Below are 17,373 nucleotides of genomic sequence, written 5' to 3'. Positions count from 1 at the left end.
ATACGTACCCTGTTGTGGGGAGAGCAGACCTGAAAACAATAACTGGAAAGCTCGCACATGTTGAAATGGACCGATCTGACGCAAGACTGGGATGCGTCTTACGCACGCGCCAAGCGCCGCTTTCCGAACTTGCGTGACAAGGATATGGCGCGGGTTCGGAGCGACCGAAAACGCTTTGAGGCCTATCTGGCCGAGCGCCATCACCTGACCGTCAACGAGGCCCGTGAAGAGGTTGAGGATTTTCTGTTCACGGAAGGCCTGAACCGGGAATTGCACCAACCGGCGTTAGGCGAGTGAAGTCACCCACAGGATTGTCGCGTCTTCGGGACTGACCGAGATGACGTTGTGCCCCATGCTGCCATCGTAATAGGCACTGTCGCCCCGGCGCATTTCGACAGGCTCGTAAAACTCGGTATAAAGCTTCACAACGCCCGTCAGGACATACAGAAACTCTTCCCCGTCGTGGCGCACCCATCCCTGAAACTCGTCCATGGACCGGGCGCGAACGCGGGCGCGATAGGGCAGCATCTGCTTTTTCGTCAGCGTTTCCGCCAGCAGTTCATGCTCATAAGTCGTCGTTGCATGAGCCGTCCCTTCGCCGGTGCGCGTCACGGCCATGCGACCTATTACCTGATCCCGCTGCGGCGGTGTGAAAAGCTGGGGCACCGAAATCTCCAACCCGGTCGCCAGCTTTTTCAGGGCGTCGTAGGTGGGCGACATCTGCCCGTTCTCGATCTTGCTGAGCGTTGATCGCGCCAATCCGGCCTGCGTGGCGGCCTGTTCCAGCGTCCAGTTGCGCGCCTTGCGCAATTCCCGCACCCGCGCGCCAAGGTCCAGCGGCTCAAGCTCTGTGTGGCCGCCCGAGTCTCGGGCGATGCGGATAAGGGATTTCGGGTCCTGCGTGCTCATGATCCTGTCTATAGGGCCAGCCCGTCCCGCTTGCAACGCGCCATGCGCCAAGATAGCCAGACACCATGCTTTCGATCTTCGATCAGGGGCCACCGCCACCCTGCCCCGCACCGTTCAATCTGGCCGCCCATGTGTTGCGTCAAGCCGAGCACTGCCGGGACAAAACCGCGCTGTCGGTTCTGCGCGCGGATGGGGCCGATGACTGGACGTATGGCGCGTTGCAGGCGGCCATTCTGGGCACGGGGGCCGGGCTGTTGCAGGCAGGGCTGAAACCCGGCGATATCGCCTTGATGCGGCTAGGGAACACGGTGGATTTTCCCATCGCCTATCTGGGCGCGATTGCGGTGGGCATTGTGCCGGTCCCAACCTCATCACAACTGACCGAGCCGGAAACAGCCCGGATGATCGGGGATCTGTCGCCTGCCGCCATCTTGCGGGACCCTGCGGTCGCCTGCGCACCGCATTCGCGTCAGATCACGTTGCCCGAGCTGACCGCCATGCGAGACCTGCCGCCTGCCAGTTTCCGGATGGGCGACCCCGAGCGGCTGGCCTATGTCGTCTACACCTCGGGCACATCCGGCAAGCCGCGCGCGGTTGCCCATGCCCACAGGGCGATCTGGGCGCGGCAGATGATGGTCGATGGCTGGTACAGCCTGCGCCACAGCGACCGCCTGTGCCATGCGGGCGCGTTCAACTGGACCTACACTCTGGGCACCGGCCTGATGGACCCCTGGACCATTGGCGCAACGGCGCTGATCCCGGAACCCGGCACCGATATCTCGGCCCTGCCCGACCTGCTGCGCCAGCACCGTGCGACCATCTTTGCCGCCGCCCCCGGTGTCTTTCGCAAGATGCTGCAGGGCCCGGACCGGATCGACCTGCCCGATCTGCGCCACGGCCTGTGTGCCGGCGAGAAGCTGTCGCGCCACCTGCACGAGCATTGGCACCAGGCCACCGGAACCGAACTGTATGAGGCCTATGGGATGTCCGAATGCTCGACCTTCATCTCCTCCAGCCCGGATCATCCGGCGCGCGGCGATGCGCTGGGGCAACCGCAGCCGGGCCGCAGCGTGGCGATCGTCGGACCCGATGGCCCGGTACCGCAAGGGCAAGAGGGTACGATTGCCATCCATCGGTCCGACCCCGGGCTGATGCTGACTTATCTGAACGCCCCGGACGAGGCCCTATCGCGCATGCAGGGCGACTGGTTCCTGACCGGGGATCAGGGCGCGATGGCCATTGACGGGCAGATCACCTATCTGGGCCGCGACGACGACATGATGAACGCGGGCGGCTACCGCGTTTCCCCGGTCGAGGTCGAATCCGCCCTGTCCCGCTATCCCGGCATCACGCAGGTCGGCGCGGCGGCGGTCGAGGTCAAAGAGGATACCTTTGTCATCGCCGCCTTCTACACCGGCCCGGAAAAACTGGACGAAACGGCTTTGCGCGCCTATGTCGAGGCTAATCTGGCCCGCTACAAACAACCGCGCGCCTTCGTCCATCTTCCTGCCCTGCCGACCGGCGGCAACGGCAAACTCCAGCGCCGCGCCCTGCCGGCCTATTTCAAGGCGTCAACCGAATGACCCAGACCGTAAAGCTCGATATCCTGTCCGATCCGATCTGCCCGTGGTGCTATATCGGCAAGACACATCTGGACAAGGCGCTGGCGGCCATACCTGATCATCCGTTCGTCATCGAATGGCACCCGTTCCAGCTAAACCCAGACATGCCCGATGAAGGCATGGACCGGCGGGAATATCTGGAACGCAAGTTCGGGGGCAAAGACGGAGCAATCCGCGCCTATGCGCCGGTTGTTGAACATGCCGAGACTGCGGGCCTCAAGATCGATTTCGAAGGGATGAAGCGCACCCCAAACACTCTGGACGCCCACCGCCTGATCCACTGGGCGGGGATTGAGGGCAAACAGGGTACCGTTGTCGATGCGCTGTTCGATGCCTATTTCGTTCAGGCCCGCGATATCGGCGACCCCGAGGTTCTGGCCGACATCGCCGACAGCGTAGGGATGGACGCCGCTGTGGTGCTGAAACTACTCAAATCCGACGCCGATCGCGAGGATATCCGCCAGCGCGACACCCATTCCCGCGAGATGGGCGTGAGCTCGGTCCCGACTTTCATCGTTGCCAATCAGCACGCCGTTCCGGGCGCACAACCCCCTGAAATGTGGGAAAAAGTGATTGCTGAAATCATGTCTCAACTTGAGGCTTCCCCTGCAGAATAGCACATAGGCCTGTGCAAAATTCAGGTCTGGCGCAACCCGATCCGCCATGATAGCGCGAACGGGTAAGGAGACCTTTATGGCTAACCGCATGTCCCGGGCGGAGTTCATCGCGCTGGTCGCGATGATGTTCGCTACCATTGCCTTTTCGATCGATTCCATGCTGCCCGCCCTGCCCGAGATCGGCACCGAGCTCAGCCCGACCGATCTCAACAAGGCGCAGCTGATCCTGACGTCCTTTGTGCTGGGCATGGGGATCGGCACGTTTTTCACCGGGCCGATCTCGGACGCGGTCGGGCGCAAACCCGTGATTTACGGCGGCGTCGCCCTGTACATTATCGCCTGCGCCGTTGCGTGGGCCAGCACCTCTCTGGAACTGGTTCTGGCCGCGCGTGTCGTTCAGGGGCTGGGCGCTGCGGGGCCGCGTGTCGTTGCCATGGCGATTATCCGAGACCTGTTCTCGGGCCGCGAAATGGCGCGCATCATCTCAATCGCGATGATGATCTTCACGCTGGTTCCGGCAATTGCACCGCTGATGGGCGCGGGCGTCATCGCGCTGGTCGGCTGGCGCGGTATCTTCGTGTCCTTCATCCTGTTCGCATCGGTCATTGTCATCTGGATGGCCATGCGCCTGCCCGAATCCCTTGCCGTCGAAAACCGCCGCCCCTTCCGCCTGCCGCTGATGATCGCAGCGGTGCAAGAGATGTTTGCCCATCCCACCGTGCGCCTCTCGATCTTCGTACAAACGCTGTGCATGGGGCTGCTGTTCACCATGCTGACCATGGTGCAGCCGGTCTTTGACGTCGTGCATGATCGGGCCGAAAGCTTTCCCTTCTGGTTTGCTTTCGTGGCGCTGATTTCCGGCTCGGCCAGTCTGCTGAACGCCGCGCTGGTCGTGCGTCTTGGCATGCGGCGGATCGTGACCTGGGCCCTTGGCGCGCAGATCGTGATCACAAGCGGCGTCATCATCCTGAACATGGCTCCGCTGTCGCCCGACGCCTCGTTTGCCCTGTTCGTCGTCTGGCAGACCACGATCTTCTTCATGGCAGGTGTCACCATGGGCAACCTGAACGCCATCGCGATGGAGCCGATGGGCCATATCGCGGGCATGGCGGCCTCGGTCATCGGCTCAATCGCCACCGTGCTGGCGGCGGCAATTGCGGCCCCGGTCGGGCTGCTGTTCGATGGCTCGATCACACCGCTGACAACCGGCGTGCTGACCATGTGCGTAGTGGGCTTCGGCCTGATGCTGCATATGGGGCGGATTGAGAACCGGCTGCTGGTTTGAGCCTGTGCAACCTGCCTGAATCGCGCTAGCCTGTCCCCATTTTCTGGGGGGAGGCTTTGATGAGCGATTATTATGATCTGGGCACCTATTCCTGTGCTGTCACCACCGCGTCGCCCGAGGCGCAGCTTTGGTTCGACCGCGGGCTGATCTGGACCTACGGCTATAACCATGACGAGGCTGTGGTCTGTTTCCAGCGCGCCGCCGAGTTCGACCCGAACTGCGCCATGGCGCATTGGGGCGTCGCCTATGCCGCAGGTCCGAACTACAACCTGCCATGGGAGTTGCGCGACGAAAACGGGCAGCAGAAATCGCTGGCCACTGCCTATGACGCGACCCAAAAGGCGCTGGCCTTGCTTGATACCTGCACCCCGGTCGAACAAGCGCTGATCCGCGCCCTGCCCGCGCGTTACCCACAACGCGACCCGACCGAGGATATGCACCGGTGGGACTATGACTTCGCCGACGCAATGCGCGCTGCCTTTGCCGAGCAGCCCGATCAACTGGACCTGCGCACGATCTATGTCGAGGCGCTGATGAACCTCACGCCCTGGCAGATGTGGGATCTGCAAACCGGCCAACCAGCCGAAGGTGCCGCGACTCTCGAAGCGCAAGAGGCACTGGAATGGGCGATGGAGCATGATCCGGCAGCCATGTCTCATCCCGGCCTGTTGCATCTCTATGTCCACCTGATGGAAATGTCGCCGACGCCGGAAAAGGCGCTGAAGGCCGGGGATATCCTGCGGACTCTGGTACCCGATGCCGGGCATCTGGTGCATATGCCGACCCATATCGACGTTCAGTGCGGCCATTATCAGAATGTCGTTCACTGGAACGAAAAGGCATCTGAAGCCGATCTGAAATATTACGAACGCGAGGGCGCGTTCAACATCTACACCGGCTATCGCCAGCACAATTATCATTTCGCCATCTACGGCGCTCTGTTCCTAGGCCAGATGGAACCGGCGCTGCGGGCCAATCAGGGCATCTGGGACACCACGCCCGAGGACATGCTGCGCATCGAAAGCCCGCCCATGGCGGATTATTTCGAAAGCTACATGTCGATGGGTCCGCATATCCTGATCCGTTTTGGCCGCTGGGAAGATGCCAAGGCGCTGGAGTTGCCCTCGGACCCCGATCTGTACCGCACTCTGACCGCGACGACCCATTACGCCCGCGCAGTTGCCCATGCGGCGACCGGACAGGTCGCCGAGGCGGAAGCCGAAGAGCAACTGTTCCTCGCCGCAAAAACCTGCGTGCCGGAAACCCGGCTGTTGCACAACAACCGGGTCATCGATCTGCTGGACATCGCAGCGGAGATGCTGCGCGGTGAGATCGAGTATCGCAAAGAAAACTACGAGGTCGCCTTTGCCCACCTGCGCCGCTCGGTCGAGCTGGACGACACGCTGCCCTATGATGAGCCATGGGGCTGGATGCAGCCCACCCGTCACGCGCTTGGCGCGCTGCTGTTTGAGCAAGGGCATGTAACCGAGGCCGAGGCTGTCTATCGCGAAGACCTTGGCATGGGCGGCACCCTCAGCCGCGCCTCGATCCATCCCGACAATGTCTGGAGCCTTAAAGGACTGCACGATTGCCTGAAAGCGCGCGGTGATAGCGTGGAAATCAAGCTGATCAAACAAAGGCTCGATCTGGCGCTGGCCCGCGCGGACCGGGCCGTTGGCGCATCGTGCTTCTGCGCTCAGGCGGCGATGAAGGCGGCGGAATGAGAGCGGCTGCACTGCTGGCCGTCATCCTCTGCGGGCCGGTCTGGGCGGATCGGCAGTCTTTCCCGCCCGAGGATCAGGCCAGCCGCGATCCCACCCTGGTTGAATTTCGCGATGACCTGCGGGCCAAAGTCGCAGCGCGGGATCTTGAGGCCGTCGTCGCGATGGCCTGCCCGGATATCTATTTCAGCCATGTTGCCGAAAGCGGCCCCGACGCATTCCGTACCAACCTGACCGTCCCGCCCGAAACCCTGCCCGAGGATGAGCGCGACCAAGCGGACGCCATCCGCGACGCCCGTTGGGCGGCGCTGGAAAACACGCTGTCACAGCCCGGCTATTTCGACGATCAGGGCGAATTCTGGATGCCACACCAATGGCAGATCACCCTGCCCGCATCGCTGGATCCGGGGATTGCCTATTTCGTGACCGGCGAGAATGTCTCACTCCGGCAGACCCCGTCGCGCGACGGGGTGCGGCTGGGCGCAATCAGCCACGAGGTTGTTCTGATCCCCGACTATCAGGATGCGTCGGACTACCAACAGGTACGCCTGACCGATGGCGGGTCGGGGTACATTCACAGAGACTTTCTGTGGTCCATGACCGGATACCGCGCGGCGCTGGTGAAATCAGATGCGGGCATATGGCAACTTTGTACGTTTGTCAGCGGTGACTAGGCTTTGGCCTTCTTCTTCACCGCAACAACCTTTTCAGCCAGATCGCGGGCGATGGCAAAGGCCCCCTTGATCTTGTCGCTGTCCTTCTTCCAGTCGCGGCGCACGACGATCTTGTTGTCCTTGACCTTGGCCAGCCCGCGCTGGTTCTGAATGAACTCGACCAGCCCCTGAGGTGACGCGAACTTGTCGTTGTGAAACTGAATCGTCGCGCCCTTCGGTCCACCATCCAGCTTGGCAATGCCCGCGCGTTTGCACATTGCCTTGATGCGCACGACCAGCATCAGGGTGTTGACCTCTTTCGGCAGGCTGCCGAACCGGTCGATCAGTTCGGCTGCGAACCCTTCCAGTTCCACCTTGGTCGACAGCGATGACAGGCGGCGATAGAGACCCAGACGCACATCCAGATCGGGCACATACTCCTCGGGGATCAGGACCGGCACGCCCAGATTGATCTGCGGCGCCCATTGGTCGTCGGCATCGCTGAGCCCCTCCATCTCACCGGCTTTGATCTTGGCAATCGCCTCTTCCAGCATCGACTGATAGAGCTCATAGCCCACGTCGCGCATCTGGCCCGACTGTTCCTCGCCCAGCAGGTTGCCCGCACCGCGAATGTCGAGGTCTTGGCTAGCCAGTGTGAAACCCGCCCCCAGCGTGTCCAGCGAACCCAGAACCCGCAGGCGTTTTTCGGCCGTGGCGGTCAGTTTCTGGCGCGGTTTCGTGGTCAGATAGGCATAGGCGCGCGTCTTTGACCGCCCCACCCGGCCGCGAATTTGATACAGCTGCGCCAGACCGAACATGTCGGCCCGGTGCACGACCATTGTATTCGCCGTCGGAATATCCAGCCCGCTTTCGACAATCGTGGTCGCCAGCAGCACATCATACTTGCCGTCATAAAACGCATTCATCCGGTCATCGAGTTCCCCCGCTGCCATCTGCCCGTGGGCCACCGCGTAGGTCAGTTCCGGCAGTTGATCCTTCAGGAACTGTTCGATGTCCGGCAGGTCCGAGATGCGCGGGACCACGTAGAAACTCTGCCCGCCGCGATAATGTTCGCGCAGCAACGCCTCGCGGATCGTCACGGCATCGAACTCGCTGACATAAGTGCGGATCGCCAGACGGTCGATGGGCGGCGTACCGATGATCGACAGGTCGCGCACACCGGTCAGGGACAGTTGCAGCGTGCGCGGAATGGGTGTCGCAGTCAGGGTCAGAACATGCACGTCACTGCGCAACTGTTTCAGACGTTCCTTGTGCGAAACGCCGAAATGCTGTTCCTCGTCGATGATCAGCAGGCCCAGTTTCTGGAACCGTATCCCCTTGGTCAGCAGCGCATGGGTGCCGATCACGATATCCACCGTGCCGCGCGCCAAGCCGTCCCGCGTCTGCTGCGCCTCTTTCGCAGACACGAAGCGCGACAATTGCCGAACCTCCAGCGGGAAGCCCCGGAACCGGTCCTTGAACGAGGCCGCGTGCTGGCGCGCCAATAGCGTCGTTGGCGCGATCACTGCGACCTGCACGCCCGACATGGCCGCCACAAAGGCCGCGCGCATGGCGACCTCGGTCTTGCCAAAACCCACGTCGCCGCAGATCAGACGATCCATCGGTGCGCCGGAGTGCATGTCCTCCATCACTTCGGTAATCGCGCGCAGCTGGTCGTCGGTTTCCTGATAGGGGAAGCGGGCGCTGAACTCCTCCCACGCATGCGGCGGTGGGTCCATGACCGGCGCCTTGCGCAAGGCACGCTCGGCTGCAATGCGGATCAGTTTGTCCGCCATCTCGCGGATGCGCTCTTTCAGCTTGGCCTTCTTGGCCTGCCATGCGCCGCCGCCCAGCCGGTCCAGCAGCCCTTCGTCATGGCCGTATTTCGACAGCAGTTCGATGTTTTCGACCGGCAGGTACAGCTTGGATTGCTCGGCATATTCCAGCAGCAGGCATTCATGGGCGGCCCCGGCGGCGTTGACGACCTCCATCCCCTGATAGCGGCCGATCCCGTGATCCACATGCACCACCAGATCACCGGGGGACAGCGATTGAGTCTCGGTCAGGAAGTTCTCGGCCTTGCGGCGTTTCTTGGGCTGGCGGATCAGGCGGTCGCCCAGCACGTCCTGCTCGGCGATCACTGTCAGGTCGGGGGTTTCGAACCCGTGCTCCAGCGCCCAGACGGCCAGATGCAGCCCACGTTTGCCGACGCGGGTGCCGTTGGCGACGGGGATCGCCTCGGCCAGCCCTTCGTCTTCGATCAGCCCGGTAAGGCGTTCGCGCGCGCCTTCAGAATAAGACGCGATCAGCACCGGGCCTTTCGCCATCTTGTCGGTGATATGCGCAGCCAGCGCGCCGAACAGGCTGATGCTCTCCTGCTGGCGTTCAGGGGCAAAGTTACGTCCGATCCGACCGCCCGCGTCGATCACGCCCGGGCCGCTGGCCTGTGGCAGAGGGCTGAATTGCAGCACCCGACGGTCGCCTACGGCCTGTTCCCACGCCGCATCGTCCAGATACAGCAATCCCGGCGGCGTCGGCTTATAGACCGTATCCATGCGCGAGCGGTTTTCCAGCGCCAGACGCCGGGTTTCGTACTGATCGGCAATCGTATCCCACCGCGCCAGCCGGGCGGGCGTGACCTGATCATCGACCGAGATCGTCGCATCCGGCAGATAGTCAAATAGCGTTTCCAACTTTTCGTGAAAAAACGGCAGCCAGTGTTCGATACCCTGATGCTTGCGTCCCGCGCTGACGGCCTCATACAAAGGATCATCGGTGCCCGCCGCGCCAAACTCGATGCGGTAGTTCTGCCGGAACCGTGTGATCGCCGCGTCGTCCAGAATTACCTCGGACACCGGCGCAAGCTCTACCACCTGCAGCTTTTCGGTGGTGCGCTGCGAGACCGGATCAAAGCGGCGCGCGCCGTCCAGAACGTCGCCGAACAGGTCCAGCCGGACGGGGCCGGAATCACCCGGTGGGAAGATGTCGATGATCCCGCCGCGAACGGCGTAATCGCCGGGTTCCATCACCGTCGGGCTTTGGGTAAAGCCCATGCGCACAAGGAAATTCCGCAGCGCATCTTCGTCAATCCGATGATCAACGCGCGCGGTGAACGCCGCCTCGCGCAGTACCTCGCGCGCAGGAACGCGCTGGGTCGCCGCGTTGAGCGTTGTCAGCAGCACAAACCGCCCCGGCATCTGATGCACCAGTGCAGCCAGCGTCGCCACCCGCGCCGCTGCGATATCCGCGTTGGGCGACACCCGGTCGTACGGCAGGCAATCCCAGCCCGGAAACACAAAGACCGGCATATCGGGCGCAAAAAAGGCCAGCGCCGCGCGCATCGCCTCCATCCGCTTGTCGTCGCGGGCCACGTGGCAAACCGGCCCGCCGGAACGCGAAATCTCGTTCAGGACAAGCTGCGCATCAAACCCTTCGGGGGCGCCGCCGACTGTCACGTGGTTCGGAGCCTTCATCGCCTTGCCTTTCAGATTTCGCTATCCCAGAACGCCGATCGAAATGTTCTGATACATGCCCCACAGCGCAGTGACCAGTACCGAGATCATGCCGATGATCTGGGTATAAAGCCGGCAGCGTAAAAGCGTCTTGGCCACGCGTTCCAGCGTCAGTTCATGCTGCCGCAATCGCCGGGCGTGAAAGACATTGACCAGCGTCACGATCACCATCGGAAACAGCAGCAGAAACACGGCCTGCGCGAACTCCATCCCGTAATAAAAACCCAGCATCGCAAGGCCTGTAAAAGAAAAACACAGCAGGGCCAGCAGGATCGTTCCCGACATCTGAACAATATATAGAATCCGATTGGTATTGATCCGCACCAGATCCAGCAAATCCCTTTCACTCTGCCCCCGGATCCGGCGCGCGCGGATCACCAGATCGTAGGGAACACCCATCGACCAGTGGCTGGCCGAGGACCACATCACCGCCAGAACGATCCAGAACCACAGATTCGAAAAGCTGCGCATATCAATGAGTTCGAAGATCGAAGTGTACCAGTCCAAACCCAGTCCTTTATCAAATTCTCACTGGGTTCTGTTGCGCCGGCGCGGCCATTGGTACCCTTGAGCCCTCGGCAAATTCATGCCACCCAATGCGGCAATGTTCAAGGAGAACGCGCCATGAAGCCGACCATCGCCCCCTATCCCCTGACCCGCTTTCGCCGCGCCCGTCAGTCCGAGGCTATTCGGGGGCTGGTCCGGCAAAACACGCTGACCACCGATGATCTGATCTGGCCGGTCTTTGTGCGCGACGGCGAAGGGGTTGAAGAGCCCGTCCCCTCGATGCCCGGCGTTGTGCGCCGCTCGGTTGATCTGATCGCCAAAGCAGCGGTCGAGGCGCAAGCGCTTGGAATTCCCGCGATTTGCATCTTTCCCTACACCGATTCCAGCCTGAAGACGGAAGACTGTGCCGAGGCCTGGAATCCCGACAACCTGTCCAACCGGGCGATCCGGGCAATCAAGACGGCAGCGCCCGATATCGCCGTGATGACCGACGTGGCGCTGGACCCCTACAACATCAACGGCCATGACGGCTATGTCGTGGATGGTGAGATCGTGAACGACCGGACGGTTGAGGCGCTGGTCAAAATGACCCTCGCGCAGGCCGAGGCCGGGGCCGATATCATCGGACCCTCGGACATGATGGACGGCCGCATCGGCGAAATGCGCCGCGCGCTGGAGAGCGCGGGCCATCACAACGTGATGATCCTCAGCTATGCCGCAAAATACGCCAGCGCGTTTTACGGCCCGTTCCGCGATGCGGTGGGGGCCTCGGGCGCGCTGACCGGGGACAAGAAGACCTATCAGATGGACCCGGCGAACTCGGACGAGGCGCTGCGCCTGATTGAACGCGACCTGACCGAGGGCGCGGATATGGTGATGATCAAGCCGGGCATGCCTTATCTGGATATCTGCCGCCGCGTGAAGGACACGTTCGGCGCGCCGACCTATGCCTATCAGGTCTCCGGCGAATACGCGATGATACAGGCGGCGGCCCAGAATGGCTGGATCGATGGCGACAAGGTTATGATGGAAAGCCTGCTGGCTTTCAAACGCGCTGGCTGCGACGGCATCCTGACCTATTTCGCGCCTCGGGTTGCGCGCGCGTTGCAGGGCTAAAACCCCAGATTGTCGCGATTTATCGCCGATTGAACAGCCTGCCCCCGCAGCTTTCCCGTGACACGACGCGGCAATCGGCGTATTCTTGCACATAAGATCGGGATCACCCGGCTAATCAGGCATATATATCAAGAGACAGGAAACATGAGCAGTTCCCAATCCCCCCGACTGAGCCGTCGCGGCTTTGCCTTTGGCATGGCCGGGCTGACCCTGACCGCTGCGTGCGGCAACGGCGTCGGCAACTCGAACGCGGCGACCATCGACGCCCGTGTCGATGCGACGCTGAGCGAGATGTATTCGCGCTATCCAAACACCGTTGAAATCGCCAACAAGGCCAATGGCATGCTGGTCATGCCCCTGATCACCGAGGCCGGATTCGTGTTCGGTGGCGGCTATGGTCGCGGCGCCCTGCGCATCAACGGGGCGACGGTCGACTATTACTCGGCCGTGAAAGGCACCGCAGGTTTGCAGATCGGGGCGCAGCAATATGCCCACGTTCTGTTCTTCATGACCGAGGACGCGCTGAACGATTTCCGCCGCTCCAGCGGTTGGACCGCCGGGGCCGATATCGGCTACGTGGTCAGCGATCAGGGCGACCAGCTGTCGACCGACACCACGACGCTGCGCACTCCGGTTCTGGCTGCCGTGTTCGGGCAGGCCGGTCTGCAGATCGGCGCAACCGTCGATGGCACCAAATACACCCGCATTATTCCGTAGCACCAAAATACCACCCCCCAACCGACCCCGTCGCAGTTGAACCAAGTGCGGCGGGGTTGTTCTTTGAACCTCACGGCAAAGGTTCCTGCGGCGTTCCTCTTTCGGTCTGCGGTTGCATCCTTTACTCTCGGCGCAAACGATAAATGACCAAGAATGTGGGGCGTCGATGGGTCTTGTGTTTCGCTGGCTGGTGCGGATTGCATCGGGGTTGATCCTGCTGGTTCTGGCGGCGGTTGGCCTTGTGTATTTTCTGGCCAACCAATCCCTGCCCGACTACGATCAAACCCTTGACGTCAAAGGGTTAACCGCCCCGGTCGAGATCATCCGGGATACCGCCAACGTGCCGCATATTCTGGCCGAAAACGACCCGGACGTGTTCTTTGGCCTCGGCTATGCCCACGCGCAGGACCGCCTGTGGCAGATGACGGTTCTGCGCCGCACCGCGCAGGGCCGCCTGTCCGAGGTGTTCGGCCCGCGCACCGTGCATATCGACAAACTGCTGCGCCGGTTCGATCTGTACGGGCTGGCCCACCGCTCGGTCGAGGTGCAGGACGATTACACCAAGGCCGCGTTGGACGCGTACGCCGCAGGGGTGAACGCCCGCCTGACCGAGATCAACGAAGAGGCTCTGGGCCGCGGCGCGCCCGAGATGTTCCTGTTCAATGCGCCCGTATCTCCCTGGCAGCCCGGCGACAGCATCGCCGTGATCAAGCTGATGGGGCTGCAACTGTCCGGCCATCTGCAGGATGAGGTTCTGCGCGCCCGCACCTCGCTGATGCTGAACGATCCGGCGCGGCTGGCGGATATCCTGCCCGATGTCCCCGGACCCGGCATCGCCGCCCTGCCGGAATATGCTGCGCTGTTTCCCAACCTGCCCCGCTATGCCGCCGGAACGGATATGCCAGACACGCCCCTGTCGCCCTTTCCCAAACGCGGACTGGCTGGCGCATCGAATGCCTGGACCGCCGCGCCCTCGCGCTCGGCCAGTGGCGGAACGCTTTTGGCCAATGACCCGCATCTGGGCTTCACCGCGCCGGGTGTGTGGTATCTGGCCCATCTGGGGCTGGCCAAAGGCGGCGTGATCGGCGCGACAATTCCGGGCATCCCGGCTGTGATGTCCGGGCGTAGCGACAGGTTGGGATGGGGGCTGACCTCGTCCTATTTGGACGATCAGGACGTGCATATCGAACAGCTGAACCCCGACAACCCCGAGGAATACCTGACCCCGGATGGATACAAGGAGTTCCAGACCAAGCCCTCGATCATCGAAATCAAGGATGAGGCCCCGATCACCCTGACCCTGCGGTGGACGGAAAACGGCCCTGTCCTGCCCGGCACCCATTACGATCTGGAGACGATTACGCCGCCGGGTCATGTCGCCTCGCTGTCGTGGACGGCGCTCAGCGCTCAGGACACGTCGATGACCGCGTCGATGGCGCTGATGAACGCCGAAACGGTGCAAGAGGCGATTGAGGTTGGCGAGAAGTTCATTGCGCCCTCGCAAAACCTGTCGCTGGTCGACAAGACCACCATCGGGATGAAGCTGATCGGCGCGATGCCCCGGCGGGATCTGCAGAACCAAAGCCGGGGGCGCATCCCGACGCCCGGTTGGCTGACCGAAAACCGCTGGAGCGGCCGCCTGCCCTATGCCGACAACCCGGAATTCGTGGCCCCTGTCGGCGGTGTCCTCGGCAACACCAACAACAAGATCATCGACCGCCCGTTCCCTGAACATGTGTCCTATGAATGGGGCGACACCCAGCGCGTCCATCGGTGGGAACGCCTGATGCAATCGCGAGAGGTGCATACACGCGACAGCTTTATCGAAGCGCAGCTGGACACGGTCAGCTTCACCGCCCGATCCTTGCTGCCGCTGATCGGGGCCGACCTGTGGTTTACCGGGGCCTCGGCCCCCGAAGGCACGCTTGATAGCCAGCGCCAGATCGCTCTGTCGCTTCTGGCCGAATGGAACGGCGAGATGAATGAGCACTTGCCGGAACCGCTGATCTACGCCGCATGGCTGCGCGCGCTGCAGATCCGTCTGATCTCTGACGAGCTGGGCCCTTTGGCCAGCGAATACAAACATGTTCAGCCCCTATTCATCGAGCGTGTTTACCGCGACATCGACGGAGCCTCGGTCTGGTGCGATGTACGCCAAAGCGCACCGGTCGAGACCTGCACCGACATGGCAAAACTGGCGCTGGACGACGCGCTGATCTGGATCGGCGAGCAATACGGCACCGCGCTGGAATCCCTGCGCTGGGGCGATGCGCATCAGGCAACCCATGACCATCCGGTTCTGGGCAATGTCCCGGTGCTGCGGTTCTTTGTGAACATTCGCCAGTCCACCAGCGGCGGTGACAATACGCTGCTGCGCGGGCGCACCTCGGGCGAAGGCCCCGATCCGTTCCAGAACGTGCATGGCGCGGGCTATCGTGGAGTGTATGATTTTGCCGATCCCGACAGTTCGGTGTTCATCACGGCCACCGGCCAGTCCGGCCACTTCCTGTCGCGCTATTATGACGATCAGGCCCAGCTTTGGCGGCGGGGGGAGTACATTCCGATGTCGCTGGACATCGATCTGGCCCGCGCGGCGGCCGTTGGCGTCACACACCTGACCCCGCAATAATCCGCCCACTCGGCGACTCCCCGCCCTGCCCAGCGGCGCGTCGTGGACGTGCGGGCCAGTTTTCGCCTACCATTGGCAGGCCGATTATGTGGGACCAAGGGGGCGGAAATGGCCAGTATTCGGGATACTTTAAACAATCTCGCGCGGGATTATGCTATCGCATGGAGTTCCGGCGATCCGGACGCGGTTGCCAGTTTCTATGCGCCCGACGGGCAGATTACAATTAATCGAGGCGAACCCATTCAGGGGCGTGCGGCAGTTGCTGAAATGGCGCGCGGGTTTTATGCCGACTTCCCCGATCTGGAGGTCCGTTGTGACATGATGCGTTGGGCCGGGCCTCACGCTATCTTCGTCTGGACGTTAGAGGGGCACCATTCCGATACCGGCAACCTTGTCGTCGCACGCGGCTGGGAGGAATGGGAACTGACGCCAGACAACAAGGTCCAATCCTCGCTGGGCTGGTTCGATGCTGACGACTACCAGCGTCAGATTGACGGAAAGTAGATTACAAACCGGCAAACTGCGCCGCTTGTTTATCCGTCCACAGCACGGTGATCTCAAACCCGTCCTCGGTCTGGTTCTCGGACCGCACGACGTCCTGACGGAACAGCCAAGCCCGTTTGTCGCCTTCGGCAAAGCTCAGGTTCAGCGTGGCCTCGTGCCGGACGCCCTGCAGTTTTGTTGCGATTTCGGCCAGCAACGGATCAAGCCCTTCGCCCGTCACGGCGGAGATGGCATAGATTTCCGGGTCGCGTTCCGCCCGCGCCAATGTGGCGTCGCGGTCCTCTGCGCTCAGCAGATCGATCTTGTTCCAGACCTCCAGCCCGGGGCGTTCATCGTCCACACCAAGCGAGGTCAGGATGGCGTGCACATCCTCGGCCTGCGCCTCGGTCTCTTCGTGGCTGATGTCGCGGACATGCACGATCAGGTCAGCGCCCAATACCTCTTCCAGCGTGGCGCGGAAGGCTGCGACCAGTTCGGTCGGCAGGTTCGAGATGAAGCCCACCGTGTCCGACAGGATCACCTCGGGGCCGTCGGGCAGTTCCACCCGCCGCATGGTCGGGTCGAGCGTGGCGAACAGCATGTCCTTGGCCATCACCTCGGCCCCGGTCAGGCGGTTGAACAGCGTGGACTTGCCCGCGTTGGTATAGCCCACAAGCGCGACAATCGGATAAGGCACCTTGGCCCGAGCCGCACGGTGCAGGGTGCGGGTCTTGACCACCTTCTGCAACTGACGCCGCAACCGCACGAGTTGCTCGTCAATCGCCCGGCGGTCAGCCTCGATCTGGGTTTCACCGGGACCGCCGACAAACCCCAATCCGCCCCGCTGCCGTTCAAGGTGCGTCCATGCCCGGACCAGCCGCGTTCGCTGATAGCTGAGCGCCGCCATCTCGACCTGCAGCACACCTTCACGGGTGCGGGCGCGGTCGCTGAATATTTCCAAAATCAGCCCGGTCCGGTCGAGGATTTTGACCTTCCACGCTTTTTCAAGATTGCGCTGCTGGACGGGCGTTACCGGTCCGTCGATCAGAACCAGTTCAATCTCGTGGTCATGCAGCCGTTCCCCCAACTCGTCAATCTTGCCACTGCCGAACAGCAGCCCCGGCTGGGCGCGTTGCAGGCGCACGATTTCGGACCCGATCACATCCAGATCGGGCAAGGCGGCCGCAAGTGCAACCGCCTCGGCCAGCGCCGGTTCGGGGACACGGCGCTGTTCATCTGACTTGATTTCCGGATGCAGCACCCAGGCCCGGGTGCGCGTCCTGTCATGTTCCATCAAGAGGCGTCTTCGCCCTCATACAAGCTGATCGGCTGCGATGGCATGATGGTTGAAATCGCATGTTTGTAGACCAGTTGCGACTGTCCGTCGCGACGCAACAAAACGCAAAAATTGTCGAACCAAGTGATCACACCCTGCAATTTAACGCCATTGATCAGGAAAATTGTGACCGGGACCTTTGCTTTTCGTACATTGTTCAGGAAGGCGTCCTGAAGATTCTGTCTGTCCGAAGCCATATTTTTATAGTCTCGCCGTTGTTCTTGCTACGCGCTGCGGACCAACGCGCTCCCTCCGGGTGAGTATGG

At 62.1% G+C, this 17,373-nt stretch carries 15 protein-coding genes; 10 read left to right on the top strand and 5 right to left on the bottom strand.

The features are described 5' to 3' along the window. The first annotated feature begins 57 nt into the window (after positions 1-57). Positions 58-297 carry a hypothetical protein gene (locus tag ACR0EZ_RS15680; RefSeq protein WP_480614770.1) on the top strand — a complete coding sequence of 80 codons (240 nt, stop codon included), beginning with the start codon at positions 58-60 and terminating at the stop codon, positions 295-297. Here the strand turns inward: ACR0EZ_RS15680 and ACR0EZ_RS15675 are convergent. Beyond that, entirely contained in the window at positions 286-909 is a 624-nt protein-coding gene (locus tag ACR0EZ_RS15675) for a helix-turn-helix domain-containing protein (RefSeq protein ID WP_480614768.1), read from the bottom strand. The genes ACR0EZ_RS15680 and ACR0EZ_RS15675 overlap by 12 nt on opposite strands. Before the next feature lie 65 nt (positions 910-974). On the opposite strand from ACR0EZ_RS15675, the gene ACR0EZ_RS15670 reads away from it, so the two are divergent. The 5 genes from ACR0EZ_RS15670 (at position 975) to ACR0EZ_RS15650 (ending at position 6,828) form a co-directional block, all read left to right on the top strand. Further along, on the top strand, positions 975-2,492 hold the full coding sequence (locus tag ACR0EZ_RS15670) for a class I adenylate-forming enzyme family protein (RefSeq protein ID WP_480614765.1): 1,518 nt from the start codon (positions 975-977) through the stop codon (positions 2,490-2,492). Then, positions 2,489-3,148, top strand: coding sequence for a DsbA family oxidoreductase (locus ACR0EZ_RS15665; RefSeq protein WP_480614762.1), 660 nt, complete (start codon positions 2,489-2,491; stop codon positions 3,146-3,148). The genes ACR0EZ_RS15670 and ACR0EZ_RS15665 overlap by 4 nt, the downstream gene beginning before the upstream one ends. A gap of 76 nt (positions 3,149-3,224) precedes the next feature. Next, positions 3,225-4,433, top strand: a complete 1,209-nt coding sequence (locus ACR0EZ_RS15660) for a multidrug effflux MFS transporter (protein ID WP_480614759.1) — start codon at positions 3,225-3,227, stop codon at positions 4,431-4,433. Between the two features lie 59 nt (positions 4,434-4,492). Beyond that, positions 4,493-6,157 (top strand): tetratricopeptide repeat protein, encoded by a 1,665-nt coding sequence (locus tag ACR0EZ_RS15655; RefSeq protein ID WP_480614756.1) that lies wholly within the window; start codon positions 4,493-4,495, stop codon positions 6,155-6,157. Continuing rightward, entirely contained in the window at positions 6,154-6,828 is a 675-nt protein-coding gene (locus tag ACR0EZ_RS15650) for an SH3 domain-containing protein (RefSeq protein ID WP_480614754.1), read from the top strand. The genes ACR0EZ_RS15655 and ACR0EZ_RS15650 overlap by 4 nt, the downstream gene beginning before the upstream one ends. Here the strand turns inward: ACR0EZ_RS15650 and mfd are convergent. Together mfd and ACR0EZ_RS15640 are read right to left on the bottom strand one after the other, a co-directional pair. After that, positions 6,825-10,280, bottom strand: a complete 3,456-nt coding sequence (gene mfd / locus ACR0EZ_RS15645; protein ID WP_480614751.1) for a transcription-repair coupling factor — start codon at positions 10,278-10,280, stop codon at positions 6,825-6,827. The two genes, ACR0EZ_RS15650 and mfd, sit on opposite strands and share 4 nt — an antisense overlap. Before the next feature lie 21 nt (positions 10,281-10,301). Continuing rightward, a complete protein-coding gene (locus ACR0EZ_RS15640; RefSeq protein WP_480614748.1) occupies positions 10,302-10,826 on the bottom strand; it encodes a component of SufBCD complex in 525 nt (174 codons plus the stop codon). Between the two features lie 117 nt (positions 10,827-10,943). Between ACR0EZ_RS15640 and hemB the strand changes: the two genes are divergently transcribed. From hemB to ACR0EZ_RS15620, 4 genes are all read left to right on the top strand, one after another. Further along, positions 10,944-11,942 carry a porphobilinogen synthase gene (gene hemB / locus ACR0EZ_RS15635; protein WP_480614745.1) on the top strand — a complete coding sequence of 333 codons (999 nt, stop codon included), beginning with the start codon at positions 10,944-10,946 and terminating at the stop codon, positions 11,940-11,942. 144 nt (positions 11,943-12,086) lie between these two features. Next, the gene (locus ACR0EZ_RS15630) at positions 12,087-12,659 is read left to right on the top strand and encodes a lipid-binding SYLF domain-containing protein (RefSeq protein WP_480614742.1); all 573 of its coding nucleotides are present in this window, start codon (positions 12,087-12,089) and stop codon (positions 12,657-12,659) included. A gap of 166 nt (positions 12,660-12,825) precedes the next feature. Then, positions 12,826-15,288 (top strand): penicillin acylase family protein, encoded by a 2,463-nt coding sequence (locus tag ACR0EZ_RS15625; RefSeq protein ID WP_480614739.1) that lies wholly within the window; start codon positions 12,826-12,828, stop codon positions 15,286-15,288. A 108-nt stretch (positions 15,289-15,396) separates the two neighbouring features. Next, the gene (locus ACR0EZ_RS15620; protein ID WP_480614735.1) at positions 15,397-15,792 is read left to right on the top strand and encodes an SgcJ/EcaC family oxidoreductase; all 396 of its coding nucleotides are present in this window, start codon (positions 15,397-15,399) and stop codon (positions 15,790-15,792) included. A 1-nt stretch (position 15,793) separates the two neighbouring features. Here ACR0EZ_RS15620 and hflX read toward each other — a convergent pair whose 3' ends face one another. Together hflX and hfq are read right to left on the bottom strand one after the other, a co-directional pair. Next, complete coding sequence (hflX, locus tag ACR0EZ_RS15615; protein WP_480614732.1) at positions 15,794-17,065, bottom strand: GTPase HflX; 1,272 nt, start codon at positions 17,063-17,065, stop codon at positions 15,794-15,796. Then, positions 17,065-17,304 (bottom strand): RNA chaperone Hfq, encoded by a 240-nt coding sequence (gene hfq / locus ACR0EZ_RS15610; protein WP_010440340.1) that lies wholly within the window; start codon positions 17,302-17,304, stop codon positions 17,065-17,067. Before hfq ends, hflX begins: the two co-directional genes overlap by 1 nt. Between the last annotated feature and the right edge of the window lie 69 nt (positions 17,305-17,373).

Source organism: Ruegeria sp. AK4, from assembly GCF_056541025.1.
The sequence above is the reverse complement of the archived record's forward strand: the minus strand, read 5'-3'. Positions and strand labels throughout refer to the sequence as shown.